General features: G+C 37.8%; 14 protein-coding genes. 1 reads left to right on the forward strand and 13 read right to left on the reverse strand.

The window, feature by feature from the left end:
- Window positions 1–878, reverse strand: an 878-nt coding sequence (locus BT999_RS09555) for a bifunctional heptose 7-phosphate kinase/heptose 1-phosphate adenyltransferase (RefSeq protein WP_143145540.1), incomplete at its 3' end; no start/stop codon positions are given.
- Window positions 879–960: 82 nt separating this feature from the next.
- On the opposite strand from BT999_RS09555, the gene BT999_RS09560 reads away from it, so the two are divergent.
- Window positions 961–1812 carry a HesA/MoeB/ThiF family protein gene (locus BT999_RS09560; protein ID WP_072697569.1) on the forward strand — a complete coding sequence of 284 codons (852 nt, stop codon included), beginning with the start codon at window positions 961–963 and terminating at the stop codon, window positions 1810–1812.
- 13 nt (window positions 1813–1825) lie between these two features.
- Here BT999_RS09560 and BT999_RS09565 read toward each other — a convergent pair whose 3' ends face one another.
- The 12 genes from BT999_RS09565 to lpxC form a co-directional block, all read right to left on the reverse strand.
- The gene (locus BT999_RS09565) at window positions 1826–2275 is read right to left on the reverse strand and encodes a DUF6194 family protein (protein WP_245791006.1); all 450 of its coding nucleotides are present in this window, start codon (window positions 2273–2275) and stop codon (window positions 1826–1828) included.
- A 19-nt stretch (window positions 2276–2294) separates the two neighbouring features.
- Window positions 2295–2951, reverse strand: coding sequence for a (d)CMP kinase (gene cmk, locus BT999_RS09570; RefSeq protein WP_072697570.1), 657 nt, complete (start codon window positions 2949–2951; stop codon window positions 2295–2297).
- A 39-nt stretch (window positions 2952–2990) separates the two neighbouring features.
- On the reverse strand, window positions 2991–4118 hold the full coding sequence (gene hisC / locus BT999_RS09575) for a histidinol-phosphate transaminase (protein WP_072697571.1): 1128 nt from the start codon (window positions 4116–4118) through the stop codon (window positions 2991–2993).
- 42 nt (window positions 4119–4160) lie between these two features.
- A complete protein-coding gene (cobA, locus tag BT999_RS09580; RefSeq protein ID WP_072697572.1) occupies window positions 4161–5693 on the reverse strand; it encodes a uroporphyrinogen-III C-methyltransferase in 1533 nt (510 codons plus the stop codon).
- 85 nt (window positions 5694–5778) lie between these two features.
- Window positions 5779–8466: a valine--tRNA ligase gene (locus BT999_RS09585; RefSeq protein WP_072697573.1), complete on the reverse strand. Its 2688-nt coding sequence runs from the start codon at window positions 8464–8466 to the stop codon at window positions 5779–5781.
- A gap of 175 nt (window positions 8467–8641) precedes the next feature.
- A complete protein-coding gene (locus BT999_RS09590) occupies window positions 8642–9493 on the reverse strand; it encodes a hypothetical protein (protein ID WP_072697574.1) in 852 nt (283 codons plus the stop codon).
- Window positions 9494–9521: 28 nt separating this feature from the next.
- A complete protein-coding gene (locus tag BT999_RS09595) occupies window positions 9522–11705 on the reverse strand; it encodes a SulP family inorganic anion transporter (RefSeq protein ID WP_072697575.1) in 2184 nt (727 codons plus the stop codon).
- Window positions 11706–11823: 118 nt separating this feature from the next.
- Window positions 11824–12759, reverse strand: a complete 936-nt coding sequence (locus BT999_RS09600) for a restriction endonuclease (protein ID WP_072697576.1) — start codon at window positions 12757–12759, stop codon at window positions 11824–11826.
- Window positions 12760–12840: 81 nt separating this feature from the next.
- The gene (gene mnmG / locus BT999_RS09605; protein ID WP_072697577.1) at window positions 12841–14763 is read right to left on the reverse strand and encodes a tRNA uridine-5-carboxymethylaminomethyl(34) synthesis enzyme MnmG; all 1923 of its coding nucleotides are present in this window, start codon (window positions 14761–14763) and stop codon (window positions 12841–12843) included.
- A gap of 73 nt (window positions 14764–14836) precedes the next feature.
- A complete protein-coding gene (locus BT999_RS09610; protein WP_072697578.1) occupies window positions 14837–15547 on the reverse strand; it encodes a hypothetical protein in 711 nt (236 codons plus the stop codon).
- 281 nt (window positions 15548–15828) lie between these two features.
- The gene (locus BT999_RS09615; protein ID WP_245791007.1) at window positions 15829–18660 is read right to left on the reverse strand and encodes a M16 family metallopeptidase; all 2832 of its coding nucleotides are present in this window, start codon (window positions 18658–18660) and stop codon (window positions 15829–15831) included.
- Between the two features lie 260 nt (window positions 18661–18920).
- Complete coding sequence (gene lpxC, locus BT999_RS09620; RefSeq protein WP_072697579.1) at window positions 18921–19862, reverse strand: UDP-3-O-acyl-N-acetylglucosamine deacetylase; 942 nt, start codon at window positions 19860–19862, stop codon at window positions 18921–18923.
- Window positions 19863–21763: the final 1901 nt, after the last annotated feature.

Consider the following 21763-nt stretch of genomic DNA (forward strand, 5'->3'; position numbering starts at 1 on the left):
GTCAATAAATCCATGCCCGCCGCTAAACCTAAACCAACGCTTGCGATAACTGTATCACCCGCACCGGTTACATCAAACACTTGCCTTGCCATAGTTGGTAAGTGCCAAACCTCGTTTTTATTAATAAATAATGCCATACCATCTGAACCAAGAGTCGTTAACAAATGTTTACATTTTAATGTATCAAATAATCGAAAACCCGCAGTTAAAATTTCATCTTTTGTGCCGGCAGGTAAGTTCGCCGCTTCGGCGGTTTCTTTATTATTGGGAGTGAGCAAGTCAACAGCTTGATAGTTGGCGTAATTAGGCGATTTTGGGTCTACTAAAATCAAAGGTGCTTTAGCCAAGCTCAAACAATATTTCTTTATTTCTTCTATTAAAGAAGCGGTAATGAGCCCTTTTCCGTAATCAGAAATAATAATTACCGAGACTTCGTTTAAACATTTTTTAACTCTGATTAAGACGTTTTCTAAGAGTTCGCCTTGAACTGGAGCAATTTTTTCTTTATCAAAGCGTAAAACTTGTTGATGTCTCGCCATAATTCTGGTTTTAATAGAGGTAACGCATTCAACGCTTTGTTCAAGTTCGTTGTTTATGCCTTTGGCTTGAAGTAATTCAGCTAACAAAGTAGCACTACTGTCCACCCCACTCACAGCACATAAGATGGGCGAGCCACCTAAGGCTTTAATATTGGCGGCTACGTTACCGGCTCCACCTAAGCGAGACTCTTCGCTTTGAATATTCACAACCGGAACAGGGGCTTCGGGAGAAATTCGACTCGCATCACCCTTGAGATATTGGTCGATCATTACATCGCCTAGAATAAGGAGCTTTTGTTGCTTTAAACTTGGTAAATATTGGCGTAAAGTAGTTATCACGATAAAAAAGCCTTTTAAATAATATTGTTTTGTTTAAAATATCTTTAAGCAGACCAAAAATCAATAAAACAAAAGAGTCTTTATGTCTATTATAAACCAAATGCAGACTTATGCTCAAAAAAATTTTGAAAAACATCAACGTTCTTTTATTTCTTTAAAACAACTTAAATCCTTAGCTAAAAGCACGGGACAAAGCTTAAAAGCCTTAGAACTGCTCGCTTTAAGAAATAAAATTTTGCCCGAACGCTATAAACGCAACCTAGACATTATCAGCTTGGAAGAACAACTTTTGTTAAAAGAGAGTAGCGTCTTGTTAATTGGTTTAGGCGGATTAGGCGGGCATTGTTTAGACTTTTTGTTGAGGCTTGGCGTGGGTAGTATTTTGGCTGTTGATGGCGACAAGTTTGAAGAAAGCAATTTAAACAGACAACTACTGTGTACGCTTGGCGGTTTAAACAAAGCTAAAACAGACGCCGCCCTTAAACATGCTAAAAAGATTAATCAAGCGGTTGATTTTAAAGTTATAAATCAGTTTTTAGATGCAGGCAGCATGTATGAGGTGATGCAGTCTCAACCCTTTGATTTAGTGATTGATGCCCTTGGCGGATTAAAAAACCGTATGCACCTGCAACAAGCAGCGACTAAAGCGAAGCTAAACGTAGTAACGGGAGCGATTGCGGGTTTTAGTGGCTATATTAGTTTAGTGCCTTTTATAGCAGGCGAGGCGACAATAAACCCCGCTCAATTTCTAGGCACAAGTGCAAACATAGAAGATAAAATAGGTACGCCCGCCCCAACGGTTGCCTTTGCCGCTTCTTTAATGCTGACCTTTACGCAGGAAGCACTCATCAAAAAGAAAAAAAACGAAGCTCTTCAAGCCCAATATTTGATTTTTGATTTAAAGACGCAAACGCTTGAGAAGGTTAAGTTTTGATTAATGATTAGGTTTATTTTCTCTTTCTAAATTTTTCTTGGGCATATATATATGATTCTTTAATAAATGGCTTTAATTTTTCAAATGTTTCAGAAGATGGACTAAGCACACAAATCCAACACATCCACGCATAAACAGGGTGTGGCATTATTGTGTCAAGTTTAGTAAAGTCATAGTCCATTTGAACAATACCACCCGCTGGAGGTCTAGTCGGTATATATGAAAACATCTTTATAAAAGTCTCTTTTTTAATACCAATATTTACTCTAAAAACATTTTCCCTGTTTATGTTTGACGATTTATCATTTAAGCCATCTTTTTCTTTTATTGTAAGGATATACACTCCTTTACTGAGAGTGCCTTGAGGATTATAAAAAATTGCCTTTTCACCCCAATTTTTATTTAACACTACTCCATCTAAGATGTCTGTACAATAATTCAGTATACTTTCTATCGTTATCAAACAACCACACCTTTTCTCTCTACTGATTTATTTTTTTCAACAAAACGTCTAATACACCCTCAAGAGTTAACTCGCCAGTATCAACAATAATAGCATCTTCGGCGGGTTTTAACGGGGCGATAGGGCGGTTGCGGTCGGCGGCATCTCGGGTTTTGATTTGTTCTGTTAAAACAATTAAATCAGCTGGTTTACCTTGGGCTTTTAATTGTTTAAAACGTCGCATGGCTCTAACTTCGGGCGAGGCATCAAGAAAAAACTTAAACGGAGCCTGAGGGAAGACAACAGACCCCATATCTCGTCCTTCCGCTACTAAATCAAACTTTTGCCCCAGGGCTTGTTGTTGTTCTCTTAAGGCGTTACGCACAAGCTCAAGCGGAGCGATTTTTGACGCCATTGTTCCGACTTCTTCGTTGCGAATTTCTTCGCCAATAGCTACGCCATTCATTTTTAAAGTTGTTTCCGCACCACTACCGCTTAATTCAAAAGTAAATTCTGACAAACTCTGTTTCAATTCGGTTTCGCTAAGATTAACAGCATTAGCCCCTAATTTTAAGGCGATAGCACGGAACATCGCTCCGGTATCTAAATAAGCGAGTTTAAGCCTACCTGCTAAAGCAGAGGCGAGGGAACTTTTTCCTACTCCCGCCGGACCATCAAGGGTAATGATTTTTTTCATTAAAAGCTCTCTTTTATCACAACAAGCGTAAAAAACAAATTAAGCCAAAGCTTTTTTAAGTTCTTGAATAAAAATAACATTTTCTTCGGGAGAACCCACACTTACCCTTAAATGAGTCAATAAATTATAACTCTTTAAGGGGCGTATAATTACACCACGACTCAAAAGATGTTCAAATAAAGTTAAAGCCGTGTGTTTTGTGCTTTGCGGAAGTTGAAACATAAGGAAATTTGCCTGACTCGGATAGACTTTACAGCCAAGTTTTTCTAGTTCTTCTTTTAAATAAACACGCCCTTTATGCACTGTTTCTAAAGTCAGCTTATAAAAGGTTTTATCTTCCAAGGCGGCAAGAGCGGCTTCTTCGGCGAGAATATTTACGCTAAAAGGTAATCTAACTCGCTGTAAATAATCGGCAAGTTCAGCAGAGAGCATGGCATAACCAATGCGCAGCCCCGCTAAACCGTAGCTTTTGGAAAAAGTACGACAAATCACTAAATTCGGGTGGTTATCTAACTCTGATAACAACGAATATTTTTGTTCGTCATCAGCAAAATCCATATAGGCTTCGTCAACAACTAACAGGCAAGTTTTTGGCAATTTATCTAATAAAAACAACAAATCGGCTTTTGCTACCGTATGTCCCGAAGGGTTGTCAGGGCTTGTGATAAAGGCGAGGCGCGTATTCGCATCGGCTTCTTGAACGAATTTTTCTAAAGGAAAGCTAAAATCAGAGTTTAAAGCGACTTCTCTTAACTCAACGCCCGCTAATTTGGTTTGCAGAGTATAAATGCTGAAACAAGGCTTAAAGGTTAAGATATTATGTTCTTTTGGCACGGCAGAAATGCGAATTAACAAGTCTAAAACTTCATCAGAGCCATTACCGACTACAATTTGTTCAGGCTTTAGTTTGTAGTGTTTGGCAATCGCCTCTCTTAAGCGTGGGTTGCCAGATTGAGGATAACGAAAGGAAAAGCCAAGGTGTTTTTCCACAGCTTTTTGTACTAAAGGCGAAGTGCCTAACGGGGCTTCGTTACTCGCTAATTTAATTACTTTTTCTAATTTATATTTATCTCGAATCTCATCAATGGAAAGACCCGCCACATAAGGGGAAAAGTCTTTTATCTCAGGACGGACGCTAAAAACAGGGCTTTGAGTGTTTTTTGACATGAGTTTATTTTTAAGTATTTTTAAAGTTAAGGTAAAAAAAGACTATTTTGAGTTGGCATAATAGGCAACAATCGCCTCAACCAAAGCAGGAATGGTAAACTCTTTACCTTCAATGGCGACTTGAACCCCATATTTTTCCAAAGTTTTTCCTGTAATCGGACCAATAGAAGCAAGTTTAATTTCAGGGTGTTTTTTTAATAACTCAGGGCTAACTAAGCTGAAAAAGTTATCAACTGTTGATGATGAGCCAAAAGTGATACAATCTAACTCTTTATTTTCAATCGCTTTTAAAACCGCTTCTTTTTTGGCGGCTCCGGGTTTAGTTTCATAAACAGGCAGTATCTCTACAGTTGCACCGGCTTTAATTAATTCTTCGGGTAAAACTTCTCTGGCAACTAAAGCTCTGGGGATCAGGATCTTTTTATTGCCCATGCCTAGCTTTGTTAAACCTTCGACAACACCTTCTGCCACATAGCTTTCGGGAACAAAATCAGGTACTAAGCCTTTTTCAATAAGAGCGTCGGCGGTTGCCGGTCCGATAGCGGCGAGGCGAGCGTTTTTAAAAGCTCTGGCGTCTTTACCTAAAGAACGCAGTTCATGCCAAAAGTGTTTTACGCCGTTTACAGACGTAAAAACAACCCAATCATAACTGTCTAACTTGTTGATAGCGTTATGCACAGCCGAATAATCAGCTAAACGTGTAATTTCGATAGTAGGGAACTGAATTACTTCCGCACCGAGTTCTGTTAAGCTATGGGCGAGACCACTAGCTTGTTCTCTGGCTCTGGTAACGACAACGCTTTTTCCGAACAAGGGGCGTTTTTCAAACCAATTCAGTTTTTCACGCAGTTTTATGACATTTCCGACAATAATTACGCAAGGCGCAGCAAAACCTTGTTTTACGGCATCTTCGGGAATATTGGCGATTGTACTAACCAAAGTTCTTTGGCGAGCGGTTGTTCCCCAACGAACTAAAGCCGCAGGCATGTTTTTATCCATTCCGGCATCGATAAGCTTTCGAGAAATGTCCGGTAAGTTTTTCATCCCCATAACAAAGACTAAAGTGTTGGCACTATCAACTAACGCCTTCCAGTTATGGACGGAATCTGTTTTATTTGCATCTTCATGCCCGGTAATTAAACAGACAGAAGAGGAATAATCTCTATGCGTTAAAGGAATTCCCGCATAAGCAGGACCTCCGATAGTACTTGAAATTCCGGGAATTTCTTCAAAAGAAACGCCGGCTTCGAGTAATTCTTCGGCTTCTTCTCCGCCACGTCCAAAAATATAAGGGTCGCCACCTTTTAACCTTGCGACAACTTTACCCTCTTTGGCTTTATTAACGATTAATTCGTTGATTTTATCTTGGGTTAAGGTGTGATCTCCGCCTTTTTTTCCAACATAAATCAGCTCGGCATCAAGCTTGGCAAAGCTTAAGAAAAACTCATTGGCTAAATAATCATAAACAATTACGTCGGCGTTTTCTAAAATATGTTTTGCCTTTAACGTAAGCAAGCCCGGGTCTCCGGGACCGGCACCAATAAGATAAACTTTTCCAATAACATTATTTTGCATGATTGCTCCTAGCTTATTAATCTAAGTCTTATATTTAAGGCGAAAAGAATTTTTGCTGTAAACGACAAATAAAAATCAGAAAAAACTATTTTAAGGCGGTTTCAAACTTTTGTTTTAAACTTTCGAGTTTGGTTTTATTGTCTACCAAACCGCTGAGACGCTCTTTATCTTTGGCAACAACTTCCGCCGGGGCTTTTTCTAAAAAACTCTCATTGGCAAGTTTTTTTGCAAGTGATTCGATTTCTTTGTTTAGCTTACCCATTTCTTTATCTATGCGGGCAAGCTCAGCCTCAAAGTTAACCGCACCTTGTAAAGATACGATAACCTCGTTACCTTCAACAACGCTACTTGCGTTTGCCTTTGCCGTTGATGGTGCAAGTTCAAGTTTTTGATCAACGTTTAGGTTTTCAAGGCGTGCCAAAGTACAAATAACTTTAGCGTTTTCGTTGATTAATGTCGCAGTTTCATTGTCTAGCGGACGTATTGTAACATCGAGTTTTAAAGCAGGCGAGATATTAAGTTCCGCCCTGATCGTGCGGACGGCAACAATAATCTCTTGAATTAGATTCATTTGTTGAGCCTTGGTGGCGTTTAAACAATTTGGACGAGCTGTTGGGTACAACTCTTTACATAAATCAGCATCATTTGGCGTATTTGGTAAAACCTTATAGATTTCACTACTTACAAAAGGCATGAATGGGTGTAATAAAATCATGGTTTCAGCCAGTACGGTTGATAAAACAGCTTGAGCAACTTGTTTGTCTTCGGCTTTTTCGCTAAAGAACTCAGGTTTTACCAACTCAAGATACCAATCGCAAAACTCAGTCCAAATAAAGCGGTATAAAGATTGAGCCGCTTCATTAAAACGATATTCCGCAATGGCTTCGTCAACGCTGATTTTTAATTCTTCCAAGCGATGTAAAATCCATTGATGATGTAAGCCTTGAACCTTATCAAGCTCAAGCTTAGGCATTTTTTCACCCTTTGCAGGCATATTCATGAGTGCAAAGCGAGCAGCATTCCAAATTTTATTAACAAAGTGGCGATAACCTTCAATGCGTTCTTCTGATAAACGAATATCACGCCCCATTGCCGCAAAAGCCGCCAGAGTAAAGCGTAAAGAATCCGTGCCATATTTATCAATAACAACAAGCGGATCAATAACGTTGCCCGTTGATTTAGACATTTTTTTACCGTCGGCGTCTCGCACGAGGGCATGAATATAGACATGATGAAAGGGGACTTGATCCATAAAATGTAGGCCCATCATCATCATTCTGGCTACCCAGAAAAAGAGTATGTCAAAGGCAGTAACCAAAACGGAAGTTGGGTAAAATTGGGCTAATTCTTTTGTTTTTTCAGGCCAACCTAAGGTAGAAAAAGGCCAAAGGGCGGAAGAAAACCAAGTATCCAAAACATCGCTTTCTTGAATTAAACGAGTCGAGCCACAAGCACAACGCTCAGGAGCTTCCGTTGCGACCGTTAAAAGTCCACAATCCGCACAAGTCCAAGCAGGGATACGATGCCCCCACCAAATTTGACGACTAATACACCAATCTCTGATATTATCGAGCCAGTTGTAATAAGTTTTTGCCCAAGATTCGGGGAATATTTGAGTTTGAGCCGGAACAGCCGCTCTGGCACGTTCCGCTAAACTTTTAGTAGCGACAAACCATTGCATAGAGACATGCGGTTCTATAACAGATTGACAACGATAACAAAGACCTACGCTGTTTTCGTAGTCTTCTTCTTTTTCTAAAAAGCCTTGTTCGGCTAAAGCGACGACTACTTGTTTTCGGGCTTCTTCTTTTGATAAGCCAGCGAAACTTCCCGCTTTGTTATTCATTATTCCATTATCATCAATAACTTGAATAAACTCTAAATTATATTTTTTACCTAAATTCCAATCATTATGGTCATGCGAAGGGGTTACTTTTAAAGCCCCGGTTCCAAACTCACGCTCAACATAAGTATCGGCTATAATTGGAATTAACCTATCGGTTAAAGGCAACTTTAACATCTTGCCGATAAGGGCTTGATAACGTTCATCATCAGGGTGGACGCAAACAGCAGAATCGCCAAACATGGTTTCGGGGCGAGTGGTTGCAATTACAACAGAACCGCTACCATCAGCCAAAGGATAGCGTAAATGCCAAAGTTTGGTTTTACGTGGGGTATGTTCAACTTCATCATCAGCTAAAGCAGTATGACAACGATTACACCAGTTTATTATATAATTACCCTTATAAATTAAACCATCTTCGTATAATTTAACAAAAACCTGCCTAACGGCTTTTGAAAGCCCCTCGTCTAAAGTAAAACGTTCATGACTCCAAGCGACCGAAGCCCCCATAAAACGCACTTGTTCCAAGATTCTTCCGCCATATTCTTTACGCCATTCCCAAACTTTTTCGATAAAAGCGTCGCGCCCTAAATCGTGGCGTGTTTTACCATCTTTTGCGAGTTGGCGTTCAACAACGTTTTGAGTGGCTATCCCTGCGTGGTCTGTTCCGGGTACCCATAAAACCTTTTTGCCTTTTTGGCGAGCGTGGCGACATAAAATATCTTGGAGGGTGAGGTTTAAAGCGTGTCCGATATGTAAAGAGCCGGTAACGTTAGGCGGTGGAATTACAATAGAATAACTTGGTGCATCACTATCTAAATCAGGAGTAAAGCTTTTGTTATCTTCCCAATGTTTACGCCAACGTTGTTCTATTTCTTTAGGTTCATAGCTTTTAGGTAAAGTCGGTTCTTGTAAATTGTCTGTGGACATTTAATTGCTCACTGTTTGTTAATTTTTTTGAGACATTTTTAATGTACTCATTTTATTGTTTTAATATAAAGCGTTGATTATATTTTAAAAATATCAATTGTTTAAATCTGAAAAAACGCATTTTACGTCTTCATTGAAAAATAGTAAAGGGTTAAGCTTAGGGTTTAATTCTATTTCATGTTTTTTGGCTGTTAGAAGAAAAGCGAGTTGTTGCCCAAGTAAGAGCCAGACAAAAAAGGGTGGCAAAAAGACCTAATGCCATATCATACAATTCGGGAGCCCCGATAGCGAGGCGCATCAACATAGTTGTAACAACATAGCCCGAAGCACGGAAGGCCGCGTAATATGTGTGCATGAAAATTTGTCCGACTAAAACCAATAAAATATCCGCAAAAATCAAGATGGTATAAAAACCTTCAAAAAATTGAATGTTTATATCATAGTTAAGTTTGGCATAAACCACCCAAAACGCCATGCCGATAAAGGCAAAAAACAAAAACAAGGCAATGACTTTTTTTGCCATGACATAATACAATTTATCAAGCGGGTTGCGTATGAGCTTTTGACTGCTTTGAATTCGGTAATAAATATTGATACAGATAAAAATTAATAAAGCACTAACACCATATAAGGCAATATGGACAATTGCTTCCATATTAGCCTCAGCATTAATAGGTTCGCCAAGTTTTGAAACTTCTTTAAAGGCGTCTCGTAAAAAAATTAAAGATAATATTTCAAGTTGCTTACCAATCGCTCGTGAAACAGAATTGGAAATCGCAAACACCAAGGCAATTACTTCTAAGGCAAGAATTAAAGTAAAAGCCAAGTTAACCGATTGAAAGTGGTTATCGGGCGTATACTTGGCAAGAGAAAAAGGCAAAAGACCCTGTCTGTTGAGCTCTATTCCCAAAATGCCAACAAGAAAAATAATAACCAAAGAAATAGAAATAAATCTTTCTGTTTTAGGGTGTTCAATATAGTGGTGTAAAATATCGAATAAATCAGTTAACCATGTAAAAATAATCATATAAAAAACCTATAAAGTAAAACAAGCTTTAAGTGTCTAAGCCACAGACGCTGGTACATTGTTTTGCCGGAATATTACAATAACCGTTCCAAGGACAACTTTTGCAATATATGCCATTAGGGTGTAAGCGTCTATGCACTGTACAAATAGCATCTTTCAGCCCTCTAAAGATATTTCCCGGACCAATTTTTGCCAATAAACCCGTACGTGAAACAACGTCGGCAACTTCGCCGGTTAAACCGCTTAAAGAGACACTAATATTTGATTTGTGTAACATAGTTATGATATTAAGCAAAGTTTCTGCCCCCGAAGCGTCAATATCGTTCATTCCGTTACACTGAAGGTGAAGATGTTTGAGTTTGGGCATTGCGTCCATACGCTCTAAAATTTTTTCTTCCAAAACGGAAGCATTGGAATAAATCAAATCTTGTTGAAAATATAAAGCCAAAATATGTTCACATTCCGCAAGTTGGTGATATTCGGCATCTCTTGCCACGAGATCAGGTCCACAACTTAAACGAATAATCTTTGGGTGCATGGTGCGATAAAAAGAAATGCTGATAGTTAAAACAACCCCGATTAAAATTCCCATTTCCAAATGGGGTGCAAAATACAGCGTTGAAACAAAGGTTAATATGGAAATAACTCCGTCATACCAACGAGCCGTCCAAATTTTTAAAACCGCTTCAATGTTTACCGACTTTACAACAGAAATAAAAATGACCATAGATAAGGCGGCAACGGGCAGGTAATATAAAAACGGGGTTAAAACAAATAACATCAATAAAATACAAAGACTTGCCGTCATTGTAGAGACACTGGTGTAAGCACCGCCCAAAAAGTTTGCGGCCGAAGCGGAATAAGACCCGGAACAAGGCGGAGCTAAACTAAGCCCGCCGGCGATATTGGCTAAACCTTGCCCGACTAATTCTTGATTTGAGTCAATGGTGTATCCTCTTTTATTTGCCATGGTTTTAGCCATTGAGATGGAATTGGCAAATGAAATAAAAGCAATAATACAAGCCGAAGAAAAAAGCTGTAAGATCATATTTAAGTCAAAAGATGGTAAAACAAGAGGCGGTAAACCCGAAGGAATATAGCCTATAACTTCCCCGCCACCATCAAAAGGTATTTTATCTGGTTCATTAAAGTTAATCGCATTTACACGAATCTGCCACACTCGCCAGCCATAATCAGCATTAGGCGGCAATTGGTCTTTAGGATAAAAAGAAGTGTTTTCTTTTTCAGCTAGTTCTCGAAAATGCATAAGTCTAAGAGCGTCTTTTTTTAGCGTAGCATCATTTTTATAGCGTTCAAGTTCGGTCTTTACTTTACTTAATTCATAGAGCAATTCGTTTTTTGCTGATTCGTCAAGTGTGTTAGGTTGTTTGTTTAAGTTTTCTTGTAATTTTTCTTTGGCAACATTCAGCTTTTCTGTTGCGATATGAATAGTTGTCAAAGAGTTAATTAAGGCGTGTGCTTGTTCTGATTTAATTTGTTCAATAGCGACAACTTCTTTTTTTTCATAAGCAAAAGCCCAAGAAAATAAACTTGTTATAATAACAGCCACCAAAACATCAGGTAAAAACCGTACAAATTTTTTGGAAAAATATAAAATAGCTAAAGTGGAAACAGCGATTGTAACAGTAGGGATATGCACATAACTTAAAGCGACATGCAAGGTTTTTAATAAAGTTTCCATTTGTCTGGTGGCGGGTTCAACTTGAATTCCAAGGAGTTTTCCGACTTGAGAAAAGCCGATCAAGACAGCCGCGGCATTGGTAAAGCCTTCTAATACGGGGTATGATAAAAAATTTACCAAAATACCCAAACGCAATAAACCTAAGCTGAGTTGAATTATACCCACCAAAAAAGTTAATAAAGTAATATAGGTGATAAAGCCAGAAGTGCCGAGTGTTGCGAGTGGCGAGATTGCTGCCGCCGACAACAAAGAAATAACCGCAACCGGCATGGTAACCAATTGGCGACTTGAACCAAACAAAGCACCGATAAAACCGGGTAAGATAGACGCATATAGTCCATGATAAGCTGGTAAGCCCGCAAGTTGGGCGTTTGCCATAGCTTGAGGCGCCATTAATAAGCTAAGGCTTAAACCGGCAATAAAATCGGCTTTAAACAACCTCATATTATAGGTTTTAAGCCAAGGAAGAAAAGGCGTAAAAGGAAAGCCTTTTTTATTGATAAGTTGCATTATTTTGAAGTATCAGGCTGTAGTTATATTTTAAATTAAAACTAAGTTTAAAAAATAACCTAGTCTGTTTTAATATTTAAAACAAGAGTTAATAGGCGGAATTTTAGATATGATTTTATTAATCGTCTAAATTATCAAAGAAATCTTCATCAATACGTTGTAATTTAAAAATCTTGTATGTTCTTGTGCCAATTCCGTGTTCTAGCATTAAACTTGTCAATTCATTACCATTAATCAGCTTTAAACTCTTATGACTTTGTCTGGCAGACTCTAAAGCCGCTTTGGTAAAATCGCTGGTTGTAACAAAAACCCCTTTATTAACACCTTTTCCGTCCATGGCTCCGACAAATTCTCTGATCTTATCGGCCGCGATATTGTTCCCTCTAGCGTATCTTTTAGCTTGTAGATAAATAGTATCTAAGCCCAATAAGTCTTCGGTAATAATGCCGTCTATTCCGCCATCTCCCGCTCCGCCAACACGTTTTGCCAGACCTCTTGAGCCATAGCCCAAACCCTTCATTAATTCAATAATCAAACGCTCAAATCCATCATTGGAGACGTTAACTACTTTTTCATAAAGGTCTTCTTTGATTAAACTGTTTAGAATTGTAAAATTATCTTCTAGAAGCTCTTCCGGTGTTTTTGAACAGGTATCTTCATTCACGTTATTTTGCTGATTCTCTATTGAGTTGCTTGGTGAACTATTGGTTTTTTCTTTCTTTTTTCGCAAATCGCCATAATTTTCAGTTAGGTAACGTACTGTAATTTTTTCAGGCGGATTTTTTAAACATTCTTTACCCTTGTCTGTTATGCTGTATGAACCACGCCCTTCTTTTTTTAATAAACCTGAGGCTTTAAGGTAAGCAAAAGCCCATGCTACACGATTGTTAAATATATTTTGTCCACTACTTTGATATGCAGTTTCTAAATCTTCAGTTGAGAGCCTAAATTCACGAGCCAAAACAGCCCTTGCGTCTTGATTTTTTAATTGTTCAACGGAAGCAGACAACTTTAATAACGGCAACATAATACTTTGAAAATCAGGTACAGCCATGCTATTTATCAACCTCTCTCTTGCGTGTTATTGAATTATAATATTCTATATAAAAGATAAAAATAAGCTAATCAATATAATTTAGTTGACTTTCTTTAAATAAATCTCCAAACAAGCGATAGCCGCCGGGGTGATTCCCGAAATTGTCAAGGCTTCGCCCATGTTTTTTGGTTTTGCCATACTGAGTTTTTCCACGGCTTCACGAGTTAAACCCGATACTTTTGAATAATCTAAATTTTCAGGCAAACGCACATTAAGGCGAGTTTTAGCTTTTTGTGCCAAAAATTCTTGGCGTTCTAAATAACCGGCATAACGGGCGGTAATCTCGGCTTCTTCCTGAACTTCTTTTGAATAGTCAGCTAGTTGAGGATAAAAAGGTATAAGTCTTTCCAAACTCATGCTTGGGCGACGCAATAATTCCGTTAAGCTCATGGCTTTTGTCGGAAGGGGTTCGTTTAACTTATTAAAAAGTTCTCGTCCTTCAGCGTTTGCCGACAATTTCGTTTCTTCCAAAAAGTTTTGTAACTCTTTTAATTGACTTTGTTTTAAACAAAAGTTTTGCCATTGTGTTTCGCTGACTAAGCCATAGTTTTTCCCAATTTCCGTAAGGCGTTGATCGGCGTTTGTTTCTCTGAGAAGCAATCTGTGTTCAGCCCGTGAACTAAACATACGATAAGGCTCTTCTGTTCCTTTTGTAATTAAATCATCAATTAAAACAGCAATATATGATTGATCTCTACCTAAGACAAAAGGCTCTAAACCTTTTATTTTTGCGACCATGTTAAAGGCAGCCCACAAACCTTGAGCGGCGGCTTCTTCATAACCCGAAGTTCCGTTAATTTGTCCTGCTGTATAAAGCCCGGAAACCTTTTTGCATTCGAGAGTTGGCTTTAATTCTCTTGCGTCAATATAATCATATTCAATTGCATAACCCGGGCGAATAATTTCTGCATTTTCCAAACCCGGAAGTGTTTGCACCAACTTTTCTTGAACCTCAAGCGGAAGCCCCGTATTTAAGCCATTTGGAAAATATTCCGTAGCTTCCAGTGTTTCGGGTTCAATAAAAATTTGATGTCTTAACTTATCGGGAAAGCGAGTAATTTTATCTTCTATCGAAGGGCAATAGCGTGGCTCGGCCCCTAAAATTTCGCCTGATTTTAACGCCGAAGCCCCAAGTGCAACAGAATCTTGAACAATTTTATGACTTTCGGGATTTGTCCAAGTAATATAACAAGGCAGTTGTTTTTGTTTTAAACCCTCCAGCATACTTGACTCAAAGCTGAAAGGGCGTGGATTTTCGTCTCCGTGTTGTATTTCCATTTTAGAAAAGTCAATACTGTGTGCGGCGATACGAGGAGTTGTATTGGTAGATAAACGCCCGATTTTTAAGCCGAGTTTGGCAAGCGACAAAGGTAAAGCGTTTGCGGCTTCATCGCCCATACGCCCGGCACTAAAACTTTGTTCGCCGATATGAATACGCCCTGTTAAAAAAGTGCCTGTAGCAACTAAAACGGCTTTGGCAGTATAAATTTGACCTAAGTGGGTTTTAATTCCCACAACTTGTTTGATTTTTTCATCTGAACTTAACGAAGGGTTATCGGAAGCTTTATTAACTTCCTCGCAAAGTATTTCTTCGACCATAGCTTGGCGTATTAACAGTTTTGGGTTTTTAAACAGGTCTCGTTTCACCGCTTTCATATAAATATTGCGATCTGCCTGCACCCGACTTGCCCGCACGGCAGGGCCACGACTTTCATTTAAAGTACGCATTTGAATGGCGGCTTCATCAGCCCATTTACCCATTTGTCCGCCTAAGGCATCAATTTCTTTAACCATATGTCCTTTTGCCAAACCACCAATAGCGGGGTTACAAGACAAGTGTCCTATCCTATCTAAATTTGGCGTAAGCAATAAAGTAGAAAGACCCATGCGAGCTGTTGCCATTGCTGCTTCAGAGCCGGCGTGTCCTGCTCCAATAATTATTATATCGAATTTTTTTTGCATTGTTTTATATAGAGTGTTTTAGGTTAAAAAAGAATGGTGTTTCAGTTAGTTATTCCGAAACACCAGATATTAATTAAGATTTTTGTTTACGCAAGCTGTCTCGCAATTCTACTCGTAAAAGGTCCAAGCGTTTTTCCGCCTCTTTTGGAGTATAAAATTTCGCTTGTCCAATTCCGTTTTGTTCTTCCATTCCGAGTAAAGTGGCGGAAAGAAAGTCTTGGGCTTCGGGGTCTTCAATTACTAGCCAAAAAGTAAGGTTTAAACTTTCGTTGGCTTTATGGTTTTGGGTCGTAACAACAAGCCAATCTCTAATTCCGTTATTATTCCAATCTAAAGTCGCAAAAACCAAATAAGAACAGCGTATAACAATCGCATCGGTATTTAAAGTTTGTGCATCGGGTTTAATAGATGACCAATGGTTGTTGTTGTGAAGTTGAGCTGTTCTAAAGCTTTCTTCTCCCAAAACCGAATCAAAAGAAAGATAATCAAAACGCTGACGCAATTCTTCGGCATAACTTGCAGGTGTATAATCTTTATCGCTTAAAGAGCCAAGAGGTTCAAAGCGTCCGTCATCTCTTTGGACTATTCCACGTTTTTTTACAGCATCAGGAAATAGGGCGATAAACTCTTTAAAAGTATATTCATCTAAAACCTGAACCGGTACTTTATCATCATAAACACGCTTTGCCGAGTTAAAAGGATTCAACTTGCCAAGATCCAAACTGTTACAGCCAACCAACAAAAGCAAGCAGCAAAAAGGAATAAGTTTTTTTAATATGTGCATAATTTTTATAATCTTTATGATTTACATAGTTGTTTGAGGTTAATTTTTACAAAAAATCACGAATAAGGACACTTTATGTTCTAGGTAAATAAAGCATAAAATGATTAAAAAGAACACAAAACTCAGTTTTGCAATATTTTGTTTAGGACTAGAACAAAACGCAAAAAATATCAAATAAAAAGCTTAAACTGATTTTCAAACTATAACGCAAAACAGTGTATTGAGCCGATTTGTTATTAAAACATATAAGCTGAATACACTGTAATTTATTGTTTTTATTTTTAAGGCAATACTTTCACAATTCGCATTTTTTCAAGGTCAAAATATTTACGAGCCAAGTTTTGTAAGTCTTGAGCTTGAACTGATTTTGCCTGTTCTATATTTTGGCGAGGGTGGTCGATTTTATAGTCAAAAAGAGCCATGCTTCCCGCTTCGGAACTTCTTGAGGCGATGCTTTGATGATCTCTATAATAATCGCCTTCGAGTTGATTTTTTCCTCTTTGTAATTCCGTTTCGTCCAATTTTGTATCTTTTAGGGTTTGGATAATTTTAATAAAACCATCTTTTGCCTGAGCTATTTTGTTTGGTTCCGTTCCTATATAAAAGGCAATAAAACCGCCTTGTTGAGCCTGCCAAGTCATTGAGGTAACGGTATAACCAAGACCTTGATTATCTCTTAAATCTCTAAATAATAATCCGCTTTGTCCTGCCAAAACAGCATTTAAAAGCTCTAAGGCGGGAGTATCATTACTGATATACTTGTCTGTTTCAAAGATTAATAAGAGATGAGCTTGATTACGCCCCGGCATTTTTAAGTTTAGTTCTTTATCGCCGACAAAATGAGCTGTTTTTAAGCTTGGAATAGCTTGAGTCGGTTTAGGCAAGCTCTTGGCAAAGGCGATTATTTCATCTCGGTTAAAGGCTCCACTAACCGATAAAACCCAAGCTTGTTCTTTTTGTTTATTCCAGAAATTTAAAACATCTTTACGTTTTATTTTTTCTATACTGTCCAAGGTTCCAAGTTGCATTTTGCCGTAATCATGTTCCCCATATAAAAAGGGAAAAACTCTTCTAAAGGCTAAACCTAAGGCTTGGTCTTCTTGGGTTTTGACGGAAGCAATTTGATTTTCTTTAATTCTTGCCAACTCTTGTTCTTTAAAGGTAGGGTTTTCCAAAGTATCTTTTAAAAGTTTAAGCATGTCAGGGGTAAAACGAGAGGGTTGACTTAAACTCAGGGTAAAACTTTGTCTTCCGCTACTAGCCCCAAAACTCGCCGCACGATCGGCTTTAAAAGTTTCTATGGCGGTAACGTCCATGGTTTTTGTCCCTTTAAGAATGGCTTGAGAAACAAAAGCAGCCAATCCTTGTTCTTTTTGTGATAAAAGAGAGTCTCCGCCATTAAAGAACAAATTAATTGCCGTATAAGGCATTGTGTTGTCAGTAATTAAGATAAGCTTGCGATTAGCTCCCAAATCGATAAGTTCTGCTTGTTCTACTTGTATTGTTTCATCAACGGTTTGTGTTTTGTTTTTGCTTTGCCAATTAGAGTTTAAGTCTTGGCTCATTTTTGTTTGCAAACTGTTTAAGTCGGCAAAAAGAGAACTTTGTTTTGAGTTTGAAACATTTTTTTGTTTTGGCTCTTTTGTGATTTCAGTTTTAGCTTGAGCTTGTGTTTCGGGTTTAACTTCAGACTTGCTTTCTGATTTTGTTTCGGGTTTAACTTCCGGAACGATCATAGCAATATTCATCACCTCGGGTTTTAAGACCTCAGAGGCAACTTGAGCTAAAACTTTTTGCGTAATTATGTTTAAGTCATGCAGATAAGTTTTTTCGCCTGTTTCTCCGCCTGAAGAGAAAAATTCAAAATAACCCAGTTTAGAGGCTAAACCGGCGAGGGTTTCTTTAGAGCGAAATAAGTCGTCTTCTATATTAAGTTTGGCTCTGGCGAGTTCTTGGTCGGTAAATTTTAAATTGGCAAGTTGTGGCAGGTCTTTAATAAAAGTCGTCCAAAATTTATCAAATTTATCAGGTTCAAGAGTTACAAAAAAGCTTAACATACCTGTACGCTCAAAACCGTCGTAAGAAGCGGAAATGCTTTCGACCAATCTAAGGTCATATTTATATTTTTTGTATAAATATGAAGTTCTATCCCCTGACAAAAGATGAGCAAACACGTCTAACGCCGTGGCTTGAGGGTCGGTTTGCGGAGGGGCGGGAAAAGAAAACGCCAGATAAATTTTGTTCCAAGGTCCATAAACAACTTCTATTCCTGCTTTGGCGTTTGGCGGAGTTAATTCGGGCGGGCTTAGTTTGCTTGTATTTTCCAAAGAACCAAATAAAGCTTCGGCTTCTTTTATTACATCTTCTTTTTTAACGTTGCCTGCGACCAATAAAAGCATATTTTGCGGTTGATAATGGGTCTTAATATAAGTTTTTAAGTCGTCTGAACTTGTGGAACGCACTGTTTGTTCATAACCAATAATCGGGCGGGCGTAACTTGTTTGATTAAAAGTTGCTTTTTGCATCATTTTAAACAGTTTGGCACCCGGGTTATCTTCGCTTCTTTTTAATTCGGCGATAATAACATCTTTTTCCGGTTCAAGTTCATTGGGGTCTAAGGTTGCCTTAAACGCCATCTCTTGAACGGCTTTTAACCCCTCTAACCAACTTTTTTGAGGCATATCAGTTTGATAGACAGTATAATCAAAACTTGTCGCAGCGTTTAAATATCCACCGACGCTTTCTATGCTTGATGAAATTTGTCCTTTGGGAAAGTTGTCAGTGCCTTTAAACACCATATGTTCCAAAAGGTGGCTGATGCCTGCTTGTGTTTCATTTTCATAAGCACTGCCCGCATGAACATAAAGACGTATAGACACCAAGGGAAAACGCATATCTTCAAACACAGCGACCTTTAAACCGTTTGAAAGACGAGTGATTGAATAAGGGGACTGGTTTTCGATATTTTGTTTTTCAGTATTTAAGGGCATATTCTTTTCTATTGTACTGTTGTTTGAGGTTGAATTTGTTTCAGATGCCACAGACTTATAATATGTAGAACTTATTATCACAAGAGAACAACAAATTGTAAAAAGTAATGTTTTTAAAGTCATTAAGGAAACTCCTTAAGTAGTTATGAATTGAGTTTGATGGTTTTTGTGCCGTAAGACATTTTATGCGGTATGCAAACAAAGCATAAAATAATGATAAAAGAACGCAAAATAGAGTTTTACAAGGGTTTTTATTGAGGAATATTTAGTAAATATATAGCTTGCATATAGAAAGTAAAGCAAATTTTACAATTTACTTTTATCAATAAAAAAAACAGCGTTAACTTAAAAAGCAACGCTGTTTTTTATTGTTGTATATTTTTTTAAAGAGAAAAAGAAGGGCGGAAAGTAGCAGAATTAAGACTATTCTTTGGAATATGTGTAGTTTTTGGAGCATTGGGGTTTAAAAGATATTCGTCTTCATGTTCAACCAACATACGCAAGAAACTGTTGTTTAAAGCGTGTCCGCTACAATGAACGGTAAATGAACCCTCCAAAGGCGTGCCGAGCATTGCCATATCGCCAACGAAATCAAGCACTTTATGGCGTACAAATTCATCGGGGCTACGTAAACCTTCGGGGTTAAGAACGCTGTTTTGATTAAGCACTATAGCGTTTTCCAGCGAACCACCCAAGGCGAGTCCACGTTTTCTCATGGCTTCAACTTGTTCAAAAAATCCAAAAGTACGTGCAAAAGCAATCTTTTTGAAGCTTTCCGGTGTAATTTCAATTTTTAATCTTTGGGTTTTAATAAGAGGGTGAGGGAAATCAATAGTATAGTCTACAAAAAAGCCTTTATGAGGACGGGCGATAATAGACTTACCATTTTCTTGTAAAGAAAGTTCTTTTTTTATACGCAGAACTCGGCGTATGGCATTTTGTTGTGTTATTCCGGCTTCTTGGAAAAGAATAAGGTAAGGGGCGGCGCTTCCGTCTAATACGGGAACTTCAAAACCGTCTACTTTAATCAAAATATTATCTATATTTAAAGCACGCACAGCCGCAAGCACGTGTTCTATTGTTGAAACGGAAACACTGTTTTGGGGAATTCCGAAAGTATCAACCTGACCGAGCGTCGTTGCGAGTTCTGTTGCGATAACTGCATTTGGTTTAAGGCTTAAGCGTTGAGGAATCTCATTTTGTTTAACTTCAAAAACTATCCCGCTGTTTTCTATAGCAGGACAGAAAGTCATATTAATTGTTTTTCCGCTGTGTAGTCCTATACCGTTGCAAGAAACTTGTTGTTTTATAGTAGTTTGATACATAAAAATAACCTCTTGAGCGTTAAAATGCAAAGATTGTGCCGTTGGCTTGGTTTGCGTATCATGTTGTTTTTGTTTAGATATTTTTTTATGAACTTTTTAAAGCTTGTGTGTTTTTAACCACTGTGTGTGTTTTTAGCAATAGTCTAGACTTTTTATTGGTTGTTTAAAATACACAGTCGTTTTTATTATAATCTATTAAAATTCAATACGCTTGAGAAATAAATTCTGTTGGTCGCCTCCGGCTATTTATATAATAAAATTACATTTTTATTATAACTTTTTTAGGCTCTTGCCCAGTTAAGGCTAAAATTTTAATACATTTTGACACATAATTTTAAATCAATCATTTTTACGGTTATTATATTATCATCTATTTAAACCCCATACTCCCACGAAATAAACCCCTTTGCGTCGTCTCATATATTTATAATAAACTTGTTTTTATTATAATCTATAAAAAACTAACGCTCCCACGAAATTTATTTCACTGGTCGCCTCCGACTATTCATAATAATTATACTTAATTATTATATTATTTATTTAAACTTCATACTCCCACGAAATTAATTTTATTGGTCGCCTCCGGCGGGGGAAAGGGTTTTATGTGAAACCCTTTCCAAACCCCACAACAGGGCTGCCGCCCTGTACCCGCAAACGCATCACGCATTAGTTGATGCCTAACGGCATCAAAAGTTTGAACGCACCATACTCTCTTTTAATGGCAATTAAAAACGTAAGTTTTTTGTGAATATTAAGATAATTTCTTGTATTTATTTTGATATTATAATCCCTTTAAAGCAATACTGCTCTAGCAGAATAGATCTCTTTCGGTCGCCTCTTATGTTAAAAAAATTTTTATTTTCATTGTGTTACTTTTTTGAGTCTTAACATGCTGTTTTACTTGTGATATTTTAATTGTTAACAGAGACGTGGTAGCCTAAACTGGAACGATTGTTGTAAGATGCAAAACGAAGTTGCCAATAAAAGAAACCAGGGTGCGTACCCACTTTTGATGCCGTTAGGCATCAACTAATGTATTTGCGTCGTGGGGTTAAGGGGCGACTAGCCCCTTATGGCGGGAATGCAAAGGGGAAAACATTTTCCCCGTGCCCGTCGGAGACGACCAATAAACTTAATTTCGTGGGAGCGTTGGTTTTTTAATAGATTATAATAAAAACAAGTTTTATTATAAATATATGAGACGACCAAAAGAGGTTTATTTCGGGGAGCGGTGGGTTTTTAATAGATTATAATAAAAACAAGTTTTATTATAGGTATATGAGGCGATCAATAAACTTAATTTCGTGGGAGCGTTGGTTTTTTATAGATTATAATAAAAACAAGTTTTATTATAGGTATATGAGGCGACCAATAAACTTAATTTCGTGGGAGCGTTGGTTTTTTATAGATTATAATAAAAACAAGTTTATTATATGAATAGTCGGAGTCGACCGAAACAAAGGTTAATTTCGTGGGAGCGTATAGTTTTAAATATAACGTTATAATAAATGCAAACTAGCACATTTTTCTAAAATAACCTTACGAAATTTTTCAATATATTGAATTTAAAATTTGCGATGGCGTAAGTATGAAACAAAAAAATATGGGGTAAGTCGGCTCTCCCTCAAAGACGGGGGCAGGTAGAAAAAATCTAATAAAAAAGACATACTGCCATAAAGCGGTATGCCTAACAGGGCAAAACGCGATTCCGACCAAAGAAAGGAGATCGCCCTGTGGAAAGAATTCTAATCGGTTTGCCAGAATTTACAATAGAAAATGTTGTTTCCGCCAAACCCGTGGTATTACAAGTTTCTTGGATGGGACAGGCTGTTTGCCCGCATTGTGGCAGCAAGCAACTGCGTATCAAGGATAGTTTTTGGAGAAGCATAAAAAATATACCA

Origin of the sequence: Desulfovibrio litoralis DSM 11393, assembly GCF_900143255.1 — a bacterium.
Lineage (GTDB): Bacteria > Desulfobacterota > Desulfovibrionia > Desulfovibrionales > Desulfovibrionaceae > Frigididesulfovibrio_A > Frigididesulfovibrio_A litoralis.

Coding starts and splice junctions, on each gene's coding strand:
- BT999_RS09560 (WP_072697569.1), top strand. CDS start 961: ATGTCTATTATAAACCAAATGCAGACTTATGCTCAAAAAAATTTTGAA.
- cmk (WP_072697570.1), bottom strand. CDS start 2,951: ATGAAAAAAATCATTACCCTTGATGGTCCGGCGGGAGTAGGAAAAAGT.
- hisC (WP_072697571.1), bottom strand. CDS start 4,118: ATGTCAAAAAACACTCAAAGCCCTGTTTTTAGCGTCCGTCCTGAGATA.
- cobA (WP_072697572.1), bottom strand. CDS start 5,693: ATGCAAAATAATGTTATTGGAAAAGTTTATCTTATTGGTGCCGGTCCC.
- BT999_RS09585 (WP_072697573.1), bottom strand. CDS start 8,466: ATGTCCACAGACAATTTACAAGAACCGACTTTACCTAAAAGCTATGAA.
- BT999_RS09590 (WP_072697574.1), bottom strand. CDS start 9,493: ATGATTATTTTTACATGGTTAACTGATTTATTCGATATTTTACACCAC.
- BT999_RS09595 (WP_072697575.1), bottom strand. CDS start 11,705: ATGCAACTTATCAATAAAAAAGGCTTTCCTTTTACGCCTTTTCTTCCT.
- BT999_RS09600 (WP_072697576.1), bottom strand. CDS start 12,759: ATGGCTGTACCTGATTTTCAAAGTATTATGTTGCCGTTATTAAAGTTG.
- mnmG (WP_072697577.1), bottom strand. CDS start 14,763: ATGCAAAAAAAATTCGATATAATAATTATTGGAGCAGGACACGCCGGC.
- BT999_RS09610 (WP_072697578.1), bottom strand. CDS start 15,547: ATGCACATATTAAAAAAACTTATTCCTTTTTGCTGCTTGCTTTTGTTG.
- BT999_RS09615 (WP_245791007.1), bottom strand. CDS start 18,660: ATGACTTTAAAAACATTACTTTTTACAATTTGTTGTTCTCTTGTGATA.
- lpxC (WP_072697579.1), bottom strand. CDS start 19,862: ATGTATCAAACTACTATAAAACAACAAGTTTCTTGCAACGGTATAGGA.